This is a genomic window from Acidobacteriota bacterium, from assembly GCA_034211275.1.
GTDB lineage: Bacteria > Acidobacteriota > Thermoanaerobaculia > Multivoradales > JAHZIX01 > JAGQSE01.
The window spans coordinates 17,630-32,653 of sequence record JAXHTF010000032.1 but is presented as its reverse complement, the minus strand read 5'-3'; the positions used below and the strand labels follow the sequence as shown (position 1 = coordinate 32,653).

Below are 15,024 nucleotides of genomic sequence, written 5' to 3'. Positions count from 1 at the left end.
GACGAGCCTGACCCCCGTGCCGAAGGCTCGTACTTCTTCCGCGCCCCAGGCCCCCGAGCCACCTCGTCTGCACCCCCACTATCGGGTGCGGGCGGTGGATGGCGAGGGGGCGATCTTCGTTTCAGAGACCCGCCATCATTGGTTCCCGGGATCCTTCTACGCTCGCCTGGTGCCGCTGCTGGACGGCCGGAATACGATTCCCCAACTGATCCACCGGCTGCGGGAGCATGACGGTCCCGCAGAGATCTTCGCCGCGCTGGTGTTGCTGAGGGAGCTGGGGTTGTTGGCGGCCGACGAGGATGCTTCGGATCTTCCCCGCGAGCCACCGCGGCCTCCCTGGAGCCAATCCGCCTCCGCCACGGACCAGACACGGCCGGTGGGCCTCTCCCTGGACTGTTTCGCGCCGTCGGCGGAGCGCCGCGGAGATCATGAAGTGGCCGCCGACGTCCGCGAGCTGCTCCCCGATGCGTCGCTGGAGGAGGTGAGCGACGGGGAGGCCGAGCTGTGGTTGATCCCCACGACCTCCTACGACCATCCCGGTCTCGAAGAGATGCGCCGAGCTCTATGGTCGGCAGGAAGGCTCGGCCTGCTGCTCCGCCCCCATCCGGAAGTGTCCTGGCTCGGCCCTCTCCTCGGGCCGGAGGACGCTCTCTGCCTCGCCTGCCTGAACGCGGCCATCGCCGCCAACCGGCCGGTGCAGCGGTGGTTGGGTGAAGGGGCTTCCGGGACCGCCGCTTTCGGTGGCTGGAAGCAAGGCTTGAAGGCCTTGGTGCAGGGGCTGGCGGCGGTGGACTTGGGCCCCCACTCGCCCCTGCGGCGGCGGTTGTGGAGCTTCGATCTCGCCTCCCGCCAGGTTCGTCCTCATCCCGTTCCTGCCGGCGGTGGCTGTCCGCAGTGCGGTGGTCCGGAGAGGGAGGACGGGAGGGAGACGGTGCTCTCGGCGGCGCCTGTGCATCTCGTTCCAAGACCCAAGGCTTCAACCGACGACGGCGGCCATCGGGCGCTGCCGGTGGAGGAGACCTACCGGCGCCTGGAGCGTTGCTACAGCCCCATCACCGGGATCGTCCACGGTCTGCGGCGGCTTCCCGCGGAGACTCCCGCCCAGGCCGCGAGCTCCCAGGGGCTGCACGTATATTCCGCTGCCCACGCCATTCCCCGTTCCTACGATTCCTGGGGGGCTCTCCGCCGGCGCCTCGGCCGCCACAGCAGCGGCAAGGGCAAGAACGCTCAGCAGGCCCGGGTCAGCGCATTGGCGGAGGCGGTGGAGCGCTACTCGGGGATTTTTCGCGGCGACGAACCCCGCCGCAGCGCCAGCTTCCAGGAGCTCGGAAAGGCGGCGGTGCACCCGAACCGCTGCATGCTCTTCAGCCAGGCTCAGATCCAGGGGCGGGAGGATTGGAATCGTCGGGAAGGCCTCGCCAATTGGGTGCCGGCGGCCTTTCCGGAGGATCGGCTCGTGGAGTGGTCGCCGCTATGGTCCCTCACCGAGGAGACAACCCGCTGGCTGCCCACCGGCCTGCTCTACTACGACTACGAAGAACAGGCCCCCCTCTGCCTCGCGGATTCCAACGGCAACGCCGCGGGCAACACCGTGGAGGAAGCCGTCCTTCAGGGTTTCTTGGAGCTGGTGGAACGGGATGCGGCGGCATTGTGGTGGTACTCCCGGGTACAGCGGCCGGCGGTGGATCTGGAGTCCTTCGCCGACGCCCACAGTGGGGAGCTTCTGCGTCATCTGGAGAGCCAGGGCCGGCGGCTGTGGTCGTTGGACCTGACCAGCGATTTCGGAGTGCCGGTGGTGGCGGCGCTCTCCCGGCGGCGGGATACGGTGGCGGGAGATTTGATGATGGGCTTTGGCGCCCATCTGGACCCCGACGTAGCGGTGGGCCGGGCCCTCACCGAGCTGGTGCAGTTTCTGCCCCGCCGCAGTGGGGACAACCCGCTGGCCCAGCGCTGGCCGCGGCTGGCGGCGGGACAAGACCCCCAATGGTTGGAGCCGGCACCGGATCAGCCGTCCCGAGCTGCCGATGACTGGCCCGACACCTCGAGGCCGGATCTGGCCCAGGATGTGGCATGGCTGGTGGAGCGCGCCCGGGACCTCGACCTCGATGTCTTGGTTCTGGACCAATCCCGCCGGGAGGCGCCGTTGAAGGTGGTCAAAGTGGTGGTGCCGGGGATGCGGCCCTGGTGGGCCCGCTTCGCCCCGGGACGCCTCTACGACGTGCCGGTGCGACTGGGTTGGCTGCCGGCGGCCCGGTCGGAGGAGGAGCTCAACCCGGTGCATCTCTTCCTCTGAGCTCGAAGACTCCTCTGAGCTCGAAGACTCCTCTGAGCTCGAAGACGCTGTCACCTCGTCGCACGAGTTTGACGCTGCCATGACGGACTCTTGCTAGAGTCGTTGCATCCAGTTGTTTGCCCGAAATGTGTATCCCGACCGAGGAGCTTCCCAACGGATCTCTTCGGGCCCGGATCGAGAGGAGTCAGCATGGCCAAACCGATCTTGCCGTCCCGCCCGCTGCCGAGCCTGGCTCGGCTCCGTCCCGCCCGCAGCGTCGATCTGGACGAGACCGCGGAGGTCACCTTCCGATTGCGGCCTCGGGACGAAGACACCATGAGCGAGCGCCTGGGGGGAATTCTCGACAACCTGGCGGGGCATTTGCCGCATCAGCGCCAGCACCTGACGGTGGAGGAGTGGGAGGAGCGCTTCGGGGCTCGGGAAGAGGATATGGAAAAGGTGGCCACATTCGCCCGGCGTATGGGGCTGAAGGTGAAGGCCCTGCGTCCCGGTCAGCGGTCGGTGGTGGTGGAGGGACCGCTGGCGAAGTTGCAAAAGGCCCTGAAGGTGGAGCTGGAGAACGTCCACGAGGACGGCGAGACCTTCCGCACCCACAGCAGTCCGGTGCTGGTGCCGGATCAGCTGAGCGAAACCCTCGAGGCGGTTCAGGGCCTGGACGAAACACCCGCGCTGTTCAAACGCCGCCCGCGCATCGCCGAGCGCACGAAGGACAATTTCGAGGTGCGGCAGGTGGCAGAACTCTACGACTTTCCCATGCAGTACACCGGCAAGGGCCAGACGGTGGCGCTGTTGCTCTTGGGGGGCGGCTTTCACCAGGAGGATCTAGATCACTATTTCTCGGGGATCGGTCTCAAGACTCCCCAGATCGAGGTCCTGGAGCTCTTCGGGGCGAAGAACAAACCCGCCTCCAACGAAGCGGTCCAGCGATTCCTCAAGGCTCAGGGCTTCGAGCCCGAGCCGGTGGATTCGGACAGCCTCGACACTCCCGAGGAGGACAGCGTCAACAACATCACCTGGACCATCGAGACGACCACCGATATCGAGGTGGTGGGGGCGGTGGTCCCGGACGCTCGTATCGTGGTGGTCTTCGCGCCCAACACCCAGGACGACCAGGCCGCCGCCATGGAACACATCTTGGGCGCCGAGTTCCGGGAGAAGTACGGGCTCCCCACGGTGGTTTCCTGCAGCTGGGGGCAGTACGAATATCGCATGCGCAGCGACAGCCTGCAGGCCATGGAGAGCGCTCTGGCCAAAGCCGCGTCCCTGGGGGTGACGGTGTGCTTCGCCTCCGGTGATTTCGGTGGCGGACCGGTGTATTACCCGGCGTCGAGCATCTATTCGTTGGCCTGCGGCGGCACCACCATCCTCAGCGCTCCGACGGACCGGGACGTGCGCGAGTGCGTGTGGCGGGAGGGGCGCATGGACCTCTATTTCTCCGCCAGCGGCGGCGGCGCCAGCGAGAAATTCGCTGCCCCCAAATGGCAGCATGGCGCGGTGGCGCCCTTCGGGGTTTTGAAACGGGGCATCCCCGACATCAGCGCCCTCGCCGCCTTGGCCACCGGCTACGCTCTGATCATCGGCGGTGCCGAGGTGGGCATGGGCGGGACCAGCTCGGCGGCGCCCCTCCTGGGCGGACTGGTGATGCAGATCATCGAAGCCAACCAGGACCTCAAGAAGGGGTATCGGGTGGGGTGGCTGACGCCGACGATCTACGAGCCCAGCTTCGAAGACGCCTTCATCAACATCTGCAAGGGCGACAACGGCCTCTACATGGCCACCGCCACTGGCTGGGATCCCTGCACCGGCCTGGGCCGCCCGGTGGGCACCAAGCTCTTGGCAGCCCTGCGGGAGGAGGTGAAGGGCTCCAAGGCGAAGGCCAAGACCTAGGAGCTCCAGACCGGACTTGCCGCTCAGGAGCGCAGCCGGCTCCCTACCAGCTCCCAGGCCCGAGCCAGGGCCAGCAAGCGGTGCCGTGTCACCACCGGTTCCGGATCGGCTCCTTCCAGAACCTGCACCAGCCGGCCGACGGCCGCCCGGTTGGCCTCTTCCCGGGCTCTTCGCAGTTCGGACGGTGAGGGGCCCTGGATTCCTTGGGACGAGCCTCCAACCAGCTCCCAAAGCGCCCGATCTTCCGCCGCCGACCGGGCCAGATTGCGATTCCACACCACCGGTCCGGCGAGGGAGAGGAGGGAGAGCACTCCGGTATCGAAACCCACCGCCAGCTGCAAGTCCACCCAATAGGACGGGCTGCCGTCGGGAGGGCTAACCGGGGGAACCTGGATGCGCAAGTCGATGGGAACCTCACCCAGGGTGCCGGCGAGATGAGCCCAGGCGGTAGAGGAGGACGACCGGGGCTCCCTCTCGTTGTCCACAGAGGCTTCCCGCAGCTTCAGAGCTTCGAGCCCGCCCCAAGCCCGGTCCAGGACGTCCAGCACGGCGTAGAGGCTGCGCTCCTGGCCGGTGACTTGGAGGAAGCGGGGTGGGGAGACCGAGACCTGCTTCCGGAAGACCTCGGCGAAGCTTCGAGCCGCGGGCAGATCGCCGAAGTGGCCGTTGATCTGGAAGGCCACGCCGACGTGTTTGGCGATCTCGAAGGCCTGCTGGACGAAAGTGGGGGAGCGGGGATGCTCGCAGAGCACCGGGACCCCGCGCTCCAAGAGCTCCAGGACGACGTCGTTGGCCGAAGAAGGAAGCGCCGCCAGGGCCAGATCGATGCCGGCGGGCAGCTCGCTGGCGGAGCGGTAGAGTGGCAGGCCGTGCTTCCCCGCCAGCGCCCGGCTCCGCTCGCTGCCGCTGGCCAGCAGCCCCACCGGCCGGACGCGCTCCTGCCCCGCCAGGGCCTCGAGGTAGACGCGGCCGTAGTTGCTGCCGCAGACGAGGGCGCGGTAGGGTGCGGAGGATTCGATCATGGGTACTTCCGGGAACAGAGATTCGGCCGCTGCGCGCTCGGCTTCCTTGGGCTCATCGACGCTGGACTTATCGACCTCGCGCTCGCCGACCTCGGGCTCACCGACATCAGGCTCACCAGCATCGAGCCCATCAGATTCTGGGACGACTCAGGACGCCGCCGCCCTCTTCTACGACCTCCTGGGCCAGCGGGTGCGCGACCCTGGCTTCGTGTTCATGAACTACGGCTACGCCGAGGAGTATGGCACGCCGGCGGAGCGCTCCTCCCCCTACTCCTGGCTGCTTCCCGGCGACCGGCCTCGGCGCCATCACCTGGCCTTGGTGCGCCACGTGCTGCGGGACCTCGACCTCAGCGGCCGTAGCGTGCTCGAAGTCGGTTCCGGCCGCGGCGGCAATGCTTCCTATCTCGTCTGCTACGCCGAGCCAAGGCGAGTCCTCGGGGTCGACCGCTGCCTGGCCAACACCTTCCTCAGCCGTGGTTTCCACTCTCACGAGGATCTGCGCTTCCAGCCTGGAGACGCTCAAGCGCTGCCGTTGGCGGACGCGAGTTTCGACGTGGTGTTGAATCTGGAATCTTCCCACTGCTATCCGGATTTCGCGGCGTTTCTCTCCGAGGTCCACCGCGTGCTGCGTCCCGGTGGGATCTTGTGCTGGTCCGATCTGTGGGCGTTGGAACACTTCCCCCACGACTGGCCGTCGAGGGAGCGGATCCTGCGGGCGGCGCCTTTCGCCGTTGAGTGGGAGGAGGACATCACGGAGGCTGTGGCCGCCGCGGAGGAAGCCTCCGAGACCGTCCAGACGTTGCTCGAAGAGGGGGTGCCGAATCCCGACCACCCCTTCATCCGCCGCATCGCCGAGGTCACTGGAGAGGTTTATCAGGCCCTCCGTAGCGGCCGGGCATCGTACCTCTGCTGGCGGCTGCGCAAAGCCTGAGCCTCTTCAGCCGAGACGCCCTCGATCGAGGAGCCGTCCTGCGAAGGCCACGAAGGCCTCCACGTCCTTGAGGTTACTCGCCAGCCCCACCGAGATACGCACCGCACCGGTGCCCTTCTCCGTGATGCAGTTGTGGAAGTCGTCGTAGGAGAGGCGATCTTCATGACCGCTGAGGCAGCTGTCCAGCTCACCCCGGGAGAGCCCCATGGCCATCTCCCCGGCGCCGGGATTGCAGAAACAGCCGGTGCGGATGGAGATTCCTTCCTCGGCGGCGCGGCGCTCGATGAGCTGGTGGTCGATGAAGCGGCCCTGAGCATCGCGGAAATTCACCGTCACCGTGCCGCCGCGGCCTTCTTCGTCGATGGGTCCGTAGATTCGAAGCAGTGGCTCGCCGTTGGAGTGCCGCAGCTCCTGGAGCCGCCGCAGCAGCCAGCCGGTGAGGCAGCGCACCCGCTGGTGAATCACCTCGATGCCGGCCCGCTCCAAGAAGTCCAGCCCCATCTCCACCGCGGGGATGTTGGCGTAGTCGAGGGTGCCGTCCTCGAAGGCGGCGCCGCCGGGGGCGAGGAAGTGACGATCCGCCTGCACAGAAGCCACGGTGATGGTGCCGCCGGCGAACCATGGCCGGTGGAGCTTGCCCAGGGCCTCCCGGCGGGCGATGAGTGCCCCGACGCCGGTGGGGTACCCGAACATCTTGTAGAACGAGAGGGCGACGAAGTCCGGATGCCAGCGGCTCAGATCGAGGCGGTTGGTGGGCACGAAGGCGGCGGCGTCGAGGAGCACGTCCCAGCCGTGCTCATGAGCCAGGGCGACCCATTCCAGCGGGTGCTGAACGCCGGAGAAGTTGCTCTGGGCGGGGAAGGCGAAGAGCTTGTGCTCTCCTTGCACCGGCTCACGCAGCTGCTCCTCCAAGACCTGACGATCCACCCGCAGATCCGGCGGTTCCACCGGCACATAGCGAGTCTCGGCGCCGCGGACGCGGTCGAACTCCCGAATGCCGTTGACCGAATTGTGGTTGTCGAAGGTGAGGAGGAAGCGATCCCCGGCGCTGAAGGGGTAGGCCTCACCCACCAGCTTCAAGGCCTGGCTGGCGTTGGCGGTGAAGATCAGGACGTATTCCTGCGGATTGGCCCCGAAAAATTCCAGCACTCGCCGCCGGCAGCGCTCCACTAGCTCGCTGGTGCGGGTCGAGGTGGGGTTGAAGGAGTGGGGGTTGCCGAAGACCGTGGAGCGCAGCAGCTCGAAATGCCGGCGGATCTGCTCCTCCCCATAGAGCCCGCCGCCGGTGTAGTCCAGATAGACCTGCCCCTGCTCGTCCAGCCGCGAGAATTCCTCCCGCCGCAGGCGGTCCAGGATCTCCGTCTGGGGGTACTCGGGGAAAGCTTCCAGAAACTTCTGCAGAATGCCCGCTGCCGCGCCTTCCTCGGCCTGTTTCGCCACCCTCTCCATGATGTCTCGAGTATACGCCTCCCCGAGGACAGGGGGGAGGCTGGGGGCTTCGAGAAAGAGGCCAGAGGAGCGGGGAGCCCTGGCGTGAGCGAGCCCCGCTCCCTCCGGTGAGCCGGGCGCTTAGCCGGCGGGGTAGACGTATGCTGCCTGGAGCCCCAGCGGGATCCCGGCGGCCCAGTAGAGCAGCAGGAAGGCGCTCCACACCACCAGGAAGATCACCGAATAGGGCAACATGGTGGAGACCAGGGTGCCGATGCCGGCCTTGCGGTCGTAGCGGCGGCAGAAGACCACGATGAGCGGGAAGTAGGGCATCAGCGGCGTGATGATGTTGGTGGTGGAATCACCGACTCGGTACGCCGCCTGGGTCAGCTCCGGCGACAGCCCCAGCTCCATCAACATGGGCACGAAGATGGGGGAGAGCAGCGCCCACTTCGCCGACGCCGACCCCACCAGCAGGTTGACGATGGCGGTGAGGAAGATGATCCCCACGATGGTCACCTGCCCCGGGGTCCCCAGCGCCTTGAGGAAGGCTGCGCCTTCCAGAGCGATGAGGGCGCCGATGCCGGAGCGGCCGAACTCGGCGATGAAGAGGGCGGCGAAGAAGGCCATGACGATGTAGTAGCCCATGGAGTGCATGGACTTGGTCATACCCTGGACGATGTCCCGATGGCCCTCGATGGAGCGCGCCCCGTAGCCGTAGAGGACGCCGGGGATGATGAAGAAGATGAAGATCAGCGGCACGATGGAGCGCATCAGCGGCGCGGAAAACGCGGTGATCTGACCGTCCGGTGAGCGCAGCGGCGAGGTCTCCGGCAGCACCGCCAGCACCAGCAGGGCGGTGAGCACGAGGATGGAGCCGAAGGCCAGGAAGAGCCCGCGCTTTTCCTCCTTCGAGAGGTTGACGTCGGACATGTCCGGCATGTCGTCGTCCTCTTCCAGCTCCACCGGCGTCCCGGCCAGCCGAGGCTCGACGATGCGGTCGGTGATGAACCAACCCACGAAGACCACCAGCACCGTGGAGGCGGCGGTGAAGTAGATGTTGCACAGCGGGTTGACCAGCAGCTCGGGATTGAGGATCTGCGCCGAGCTCTGGGTGAAGCTTTGGAGCAGCGGATCGATGCCCGAGGGCACGAAGTTGGCGGAGAAGCCGCCGGAAACCCCGGCAAAGGCCGCCGCAATGCCCGCCAACGGATGGCGGCCGGCGGCGTAGAAGATCACGCCGCCCAACGGAATCACCAAGACATACCCCGCATCTGCCGCCGTATGGCTCACGCACGCCACCAGAATCAGCACCGGAGTCAGCAGCGATTTGTGGGTCACCCCCAGCAGCGCCTTGAGGGATGCGTTGATGAAGCCCGTGTGCTCCGCCACGCCCACTCCAAGCAGCGCCACCAGCACCAGCCCGAGGGGCGGGAAGCTGGCGAAGGTGTTGACCATCCCAGCGAGGAAGGCCGCCAGCGAAGAGCCCGTGAGCAGGTTCATCACCTGGATGGGCTCGGTGGTGCGCGGGTCCACCACGTCGAAGCTCACTCCGGAGAGGAGCCAGGAGGCGACCCAGGTGAGGATCAGGCCGATGAGGAAGAGCATCGCCGGATCCGGCAAGAGATTGCCCACCCGCTCCACCAGATTCAGGAAGCGGTAGACGATCCCCTGCGGCTGCTCGCCGCCACCGGGTTCTTTGCCCTGGCCCTCAGGACCCTGGGCGTTTGCAGAAGATGACGGTTCGGAAGCCGCAGCCTCCCCCCCGTCCGCGGAGCGGCTCGGCGTTTCGTTTTCGGTCATGGTGCTGTGAAGATAGCGTAGGTGGGGGCTGCTGCTCAAGCGGCAGGCTCTTCGACCTCGTCTCCCGCCTCGCTTTCCCCCGCAGCCAGCTGCTCCAGCGCCCACGCCTTGACCGCCTCGGCGGTCTCGTTGCCTGGTTCGAGGCTCAGGGTGTGCTCCGCGGCGGTCAGGGCGCGCTCGGGCTCGTCGAGCCTTTGAAGGATCCCCGCGGCTTTGGCGGCGAGGCGGGGCTCGTCGGAGAGGCGTTTCATGCTGAGGTCTAGGTAGAGCTCGCGGGTGGCGGGGTGGGGGTCTTCGGAGAGGGTTAGGGCTAGGAGGATTAGGGGGTGGCCTGGGTCTAGGTTGTAGGCCTCGTTGAGGATATGCGGAACAGCTCTCGTGCCGCTGTGATCTAAGACCCAGTCGATCTGGCGTTCAATCTGCTCGGAAACTGTGATTGCTGAGTTGGGAGAAAGTGGCCGAGTTCTAGGGTCCGCGAGATACCAGCGGACTATCCTGTCCCATTCGCTACCGTCAGGCTCACTTTCCAGAAGAGCATCTCGCCATCTAAGGCGCCGGTCAAGTCCAATAGTCTCTAGCAATCCGCTTGTAGAGAGCTGAAACCCCGAAATCATCTTGAGGTCAAAGGAAGCCTCACGTGAGACTTTAGGAGTCAAAATCTCCCAAACATAAGCACTGTCCTGGCGGCTCGATGCTGTAAGTAGGTGCTGCCCATCAGGGCTCATTGAGGGCCGGAACTTGAAGCCACCAGTTAGCAGCGGGATGGTTCTTGGTTTCCCATCTACAGTATCCCAGATCCGTACGAGGTCATTCCATGTAGTTGTAAGGAGTCTATGCCCGCCTGGACTGAAGTCTACGAGCTTAACGCGGTCTCCGTGTTCGATTCTAAAGGATAAATTGACTTCCGGTCCGACTGTCCATAGCGCTGCGTAGCCGTCGCTGCTGCATGTGGCTACGAGAAGACCATCGGGGCTGAAGGCTGCATCGTGGACGAAGTCTTTATGCTGGAGACGGAATCCCGTGTATGCTTTCTCCCAGTCCGTCCAGATGTAAGCTGTGTCTTCAACGATGGAAAGTAAGTGATTTTCGTTTGGGCCAATTTCTGGAGAAGAGTTGGTCGCGTCATGAGGTATTTCAACTGAAGCTTGTTGTCCAGTTCTTGAATCCCAAACAAGCGCAAGATTACTCCAGTCCGTGGTTATTATCCAGCGTCCGTCAGGGCTAAAGTCGGCGGACAACACAAGGTCCTTGTGACGTAGCGGTGCGAACCTGGGTATGCCGTATTTGGCATTCCAAACGGTTGCGGTGTGATCATCGCTGGCTGTTACAACCCAGCGGCTGTCTTGACTAAATGCAACAGTCCGAACCCAGCCAGTGTGCCGTAGAGCAGCTGTTTGGGGTAAGCCGGTTGGCGCATCCCAGACACGCCCAGTCTCGTCATAACTAGCGGTGGCTATCAAAAGCCCATTAGGACTGAAGCTAGCTGACCGAACAACGTCCTCATGTTGGAGCGGTGGATATTTACTGGCGCCGTTTCTGGAGTCCCAGACTCTGGCTGTCTGATCGCTACTAGCAGTGACGACTTCCTCGCCGTCGGGGCTGAAGTCTGCGGAATTTAAAGAGCCTTCATGTTGAAGTTTTAGAGGGTATGGGGCTCCGCTGCTAGATTGCCAAAACTTGGCATTCTCGTTGCGGCTCGTAGTTACAACAAGTTGGCCATTGGGGCTGAATTTTGCGGCTCGAACTTCATTCATGTGCCAAAGAGGTGAGCCTGTAAAGGCTCCGGTCTGAGCGTCTAAGATGCGAGCATTCTCATTCTCTCCTGCGATGATAAGCCAGCGCCCATCGGGGCTGAATTCTATAGAGTGAATATTATCGCCAGATTCTAGGGTAGGGAAGCGGAGCTTGATATCATGCGTCCCCCGGATGCCAATTTTTCCATCAAGGCTTGCGGTTGCGATCCATCTACCGTCAGGGCTCAAAGCAACTGAGTAAGACTCGTCGTCGATCTCTATTGGGCGGCCTACTATTCCTCTATTGCCTAGTTGCCACTTTGTTGAGCCGGTGCCAAGTGTGCCTACAATGACCCATTGGCCACTTGGCGCGATCTCAATCGAAGTTACACTGTTTGTGAACTCTAGGGGTGGGCCTATTTGATTTCCGGTACGAGTGTCCCATACGTGGAGCATGCCTCCCCAGGTCCCGGACAATAGGATGTTTCCATCAAGGCTAAAGCTAAGTGCACTGACAGAATTTTCGAGCTTTAATGGGGGAGTGAGAGCTTTTCCAGTCTCGATATTCCAAAGGCGAACTTCATCCGCCACGCCTCCAGTGGCGATTATCTTGCTGTCTGGGCTGAACTCAGCAAGTAAAACTAGATTTGGATGCTGAAGTGGTGGTGTTTTCGGTGTTCCGGTCTCTGCATTCCATACACGAGCCGTGCGATCCTCACTAGTTGTAGCAACCAGTTGGCCATCTGGGCTGAAGCTTGCAAAGAAGACTGTCTCTGAGTGCTTCAGTGGCGGTGTAAGTTGCGTAGCTGTTTCAGTACTCCAAATCCGAGCGGTGTGATCGTCACTGGCAGTAACGATTCGTTGTCCGCCGGGGCTAAAACTCACCATGTTCGTTTGCTTGCTGTGTCCAGAGAGCTCAAGAACTGGCAATGGATTGACGGTCGGTTGGTGAATCAAGCTTGAGGCGGCCAAGGCACTGGCTGGCTCGTTAGAGGGCCAAAGCCATATCGCCTCTGCTAAGTATGCGAGACTAGCGCGCCTATCGAGGTGCTTCTCAAAACTGATACGAGCGCTGCCGAATGCCTTATCGGAAGCATCTCTGAGCAACCTGTCGGCCTTCTTGCCGGCTTGATAGGCCCAGAATGCTGAAGCGAACGCCGCAACTGCCAACAGGCTGACTATCATGATAGCCGAGGCGAACCTACTCCTTCGGCGTCTCATGTCCTGCGCTTCAAGTTCCGCTCTTTCCGCTCGCTCTCTTTCCTGCCGTTGCTCTCGGGAGCTCACCACATACGGCGCCAGCACATCGTGGGTGATTTCCAGTCGGCTGCCGGGCTCGACAGCGGTGAGCAGACGAGCCTGCACGAGATGGTCGAGTGCGCCCGCCGCATCCTCAACGCCAGCATCTTCCAGTTTCTCCAGAGCGTAGCCGCTGGCCACCGCGTTGCGATGCCCCCCGCGGCTGACCAGCTCATCTTCCACAAAGCGCCGCACCGCTGGATCAAGGCCTGTGAAGCTCCGCTCGAAGAAGTCCTCCAAGATGTCGTCACCCAGCCCCTCTACCTGATCGGCGGTGATGGTCGGCGTCCTATCTCGGCGGCGAGCTTCGTTGAGCTCGAAGCACAGCAGACTGAGCAGCGGAGGGACGGCCCGAATCTCTTCCAACGGAGTTTCGGGTTTCTTCTTGGCCACGAAGCACACAATGCGCTCCGCCACCGCCCGCTCCACAAGCTCGTCTCCTCCCAGCCGCCCAGGCCGATAGACCGCTTCGAACGCTGAGGGTCCATCGAGCTTGTGGAGAGCCATGCGATTGCGCATCAGCGACGGCAGGTGCGCCTTCCATTCCTCCAGCCGGGAAAGAAAGTCCTCCCGCAGCGTCACCACCACCCGCAGCAAGCTAGGGCCAAAATCCAGATCGCGGCCTAGAGATCGGTCCTTCCGCAGCCGCTCCTGAACGGAGGACGGTGGGCGGTTCTCCAGCAGATCTGCCAGCTGGTGGAAGAGCACCTCGGCTTCTTGCTGCCGGTCCTCCGAGCCTTCGGTGAGGGTAAAAATCTCCTCGAACTGATCAAAGAGCACCACCGGCGGTGCCTCGTCGAGGTCGGGATGGAAGTTCGCCCGGTGGTGGAATCGTTCCCAGAGCGTCTGGACCTTCAGAGGATTGGCTTGGGGGCCGAGGAGCTCATCCAGGGCGTGGCCCACCTGCTGAAAGAGCGGCGGATCCTCCGGTTGATACTTCAGTCGCAGCAAGAGCGGTCGGTAGCCTTCGACCCGCAGCTTGGGGATCAGCCCAGCGCCCAGGAGAGAAGTCTTGCCAAGGCCGGACTGGCCGTAGAGCACCGTCAGCGGCGTCCCCCGAATGCGCTCGTAGAGCTCACCGATCTCCCGATCCCTACCGAAAAAGAAGCGCTGCGTCTCCTCGGTGAAGGGGCTCAACCCTAGCCAAGGCCGCTCAAAGGTGACCTTGGGTGCCGCTGTGCTGCCCGAGTTCATCCGCGAGGCCTCCCGGACTGGCGATACTCATCCATCAGCCGCCTCACACGAATTACATAGTCACGGCGCTCGTGCCACCAGCGCCAGTGCATCTTGCGGAATACCTCCGGCTCGAGCTTCGGGTCGGTCCCTTCCGGAAGATCGAGGATCAAGGGAAGGTAGAACACGAAGCCGTCCACGTGCCGGCCAGCCGCCCACTTCCGTTCTTGGTGCACGAAGCGATTCGGATCGCTCTCCGTATCCTGGGAGATCAAGGACAGGAAGAAGCTGCAGTCGTTCTTGATCGCCTGCTCGATGCTGCGGCTGAAGTTCTCACCACCCTCCAACCGCTGCCGGTCGAGCCAAACCGGAACGCCAGCCGCTCGCAGGTCGCGGGCCAATTCCAACGCCGAGCTCCAATCATTGCGGCCGTAGCTGAGGAAAACCGCGTCCCGTGGCATGGTCAGGGGCAGCTGGGCGAGAAGCTCCTCGTCGGAGAGCGGTGCCCGGTACCTCTCCTGCCAGGCGCGGCTGAGCTCCTGAACGAAATCCTGAGGGCAGCCGTCGATGACCCGCGTCGCTCGGATGGCCTGGTCGAAGAAGAGCACCATGGCTTCGCCGAGGTCTTGGTGATGGTCGGCCAGATAATCGCGCTCCTGCCGAGTCGAAAGCCGCTGGCCGCGGGCGACTCGGAGGAAGAAACGAACGATCCAATCCTGTGAAGGTGCTCCAAGGAAGAGGAGATGGCGGCGTTTGAGGACGCGGAAGAGATTTTCCAACGTGTCGGACCGCTCCAGGAGCCCGCAGATGAATTCCATGTAGTCTTCTTCCCAGACCGCGAAGTCCGGGTAGGTATAGAGATCCCCCAGAATGTAGTAGGCCAGCGGATTGGCGTCAGGATCGGAGCCGCGCTGGCGCTCTAGCGGATGCGGGAGATCCTCCGGCCTACCGGAATGACCTTGGGGGTGAAACGCGAGGACGCCGTCCTCCTGCCGGAATCCAGGCCGCCGCTGCTCCAAGGCCTGCACCAGTAGGTGATCCGGAGTGCTGCTGATGTAGAGATCGAAGTCGCTGATCTCCGCCAGGCTCAGGAGTGCTTCTGGAGGATCCGCCGGAAGGGTGTCGAGGATCTCCCGCAAGCTCTCGTAGACCAACTGCCGGTCGCCGCCGCCTAGCAAGTGATCCCGGGCGACATCGTTCCAGGCTTCATATCTCTTCGAATTCGGCAGGCCCAATGCCTCGGCGAGGCGCGGAGCCAGCGCTCGATGCAGCGGAACAGGATCCCCACCGTTCGAGCTCGGCACCGTGACCAGCGACGGTCCCACCACCGGGATCACCTGGCGGTGGTGGATCATGCGGAGCAGCGAGCTCCATTCGCTGTCGTCAAGGCCGTGGGGCATAGCAAGTCCTAGGGCGGAGGTCTTCTACCACCTAGTTCCCATCTTCATCACGGAT

Annotated in this window: 8 protein-coding genes; 3 read left to right on the top strand and 5 right to left on the bottom strand. The window is 63.7% G+C overall.

The features are described 5' to 3' along the window. Positions 1–16 precede the first annotated feature (16 nt). Together SX243_07820 and SX243_07815 are read left to right on the top strand one after the other, a co-directional pair. Positions 17–2,293, top strand: a complete 2,277-nt coding sequence (locus tag SX243_07820) for a TOMM precursor leader peptide-binding protein (GenBank protein MDY7092863.1) — start codon at positions 17–19, stop codon at positions 2,291–2,293. A 189-nt stretch (positions 2,294–2,482) separates the two neighbouring features. After that, positions 2,483–4,180 carry a S53 family peptidase gene (locus tag SX243_07815; GenBank protein ID MDY7092862.1) on the top strand — a complete coding sequence of 566 codons (1,698 nt, stop codon included), beginning with the start codon at positions 2,483–2,485 and terminating at the stop codon, positions 4,178–4,180. A 23-nt stretch (positions 4,181–4,203) separates the two neighbouring features. Here the strand turns inward: SX243_07815 and SX243_07810 are convergent, their stop codons facing one another. After that, complete coding sequence (locus SX243_07810; protein MDY7092861.1) at positions 4,204–5,202, bottom strand: Gfo/Idh/MocA family oxidoreductase; 999 nt, start codon at positions 5,200–5,202, stop codon at positions 4,204–4,206. On the opposite strand from SX243_07810, the gene SX243_07805 reads away from it, so the two are divergent. Then, entirely contained in the window at positions 5,201–6,133 is a 933-nt protein-coding gene (locus tag SX243_07805) for a methyltransferase domain-containing protein (protein ID MDY7092860.1), read from the top strand. The two genes, SX243_07810 and SX243_07805, sit on opposite strands and share 2 nt — an antisense overlap. Before the next feature lie 6 nt (positions 6,134–6,139). On the opposite strand, the gene SX243_07800 is transcribed toward SX243_07805, so the two are convergent. The 4 genes from SX243_07800 to SX243_07785 form a co-directional block, all read right to left on the bottom strand. Further along, entirely contained in the window at positions 6,140–7,573 is a 1,434-nt protein-coding gene (locus SX243_07800; GenBank protein MDY7092859.1) for an aminotransferase class V-fold PLP-dependent enzyme, read from the bottom strand. 129 nt (positions 7,574–7,702) lie between these two features. Further along, complete coding sequence (locus SX243_07795) at positions 7,703–9,403, bottom strand: AbgT family transporter (GenBank protein ID MDY7092858.1); 1,701 nt, start codon at positions 9,401–9,403, stop codon at positions 7,703–7,705. After that, positions 9,400–13,590 carry a hypothetical protein gene (locus tag SX243_07790; GenBank protein ID MDY7092857.1) on the bottom strand — a complete coding sequence of 1,397 codons (4,191 nt, stop codon included), beginning with the start codon at positions 13,588–13,590 and terminating at the stop codon, positions 9,400–9,402. Before SX243_07790 ends, SX243_07795 begins: the two co-directional genes overlap by 4 nt. Continuing rightward, positions 13,587–14,969: a toll/interleukin-1 receptor domain-containing protein gene (locus tag SX243_07785; protein ID MDY7092856.1), complete on the bottom strand. Its 1,383-nt coding sequence runs from the start codon at positions 14,967–14,969 to the stop codon at positions 13,587–13,589. The genes SX243_07790 and SX243_07785 overlap by 4 nt, the downstream gene beginning before the upstream one ends. Positions 14,970–15,024 lie beyond the last annotated feature (55 nt).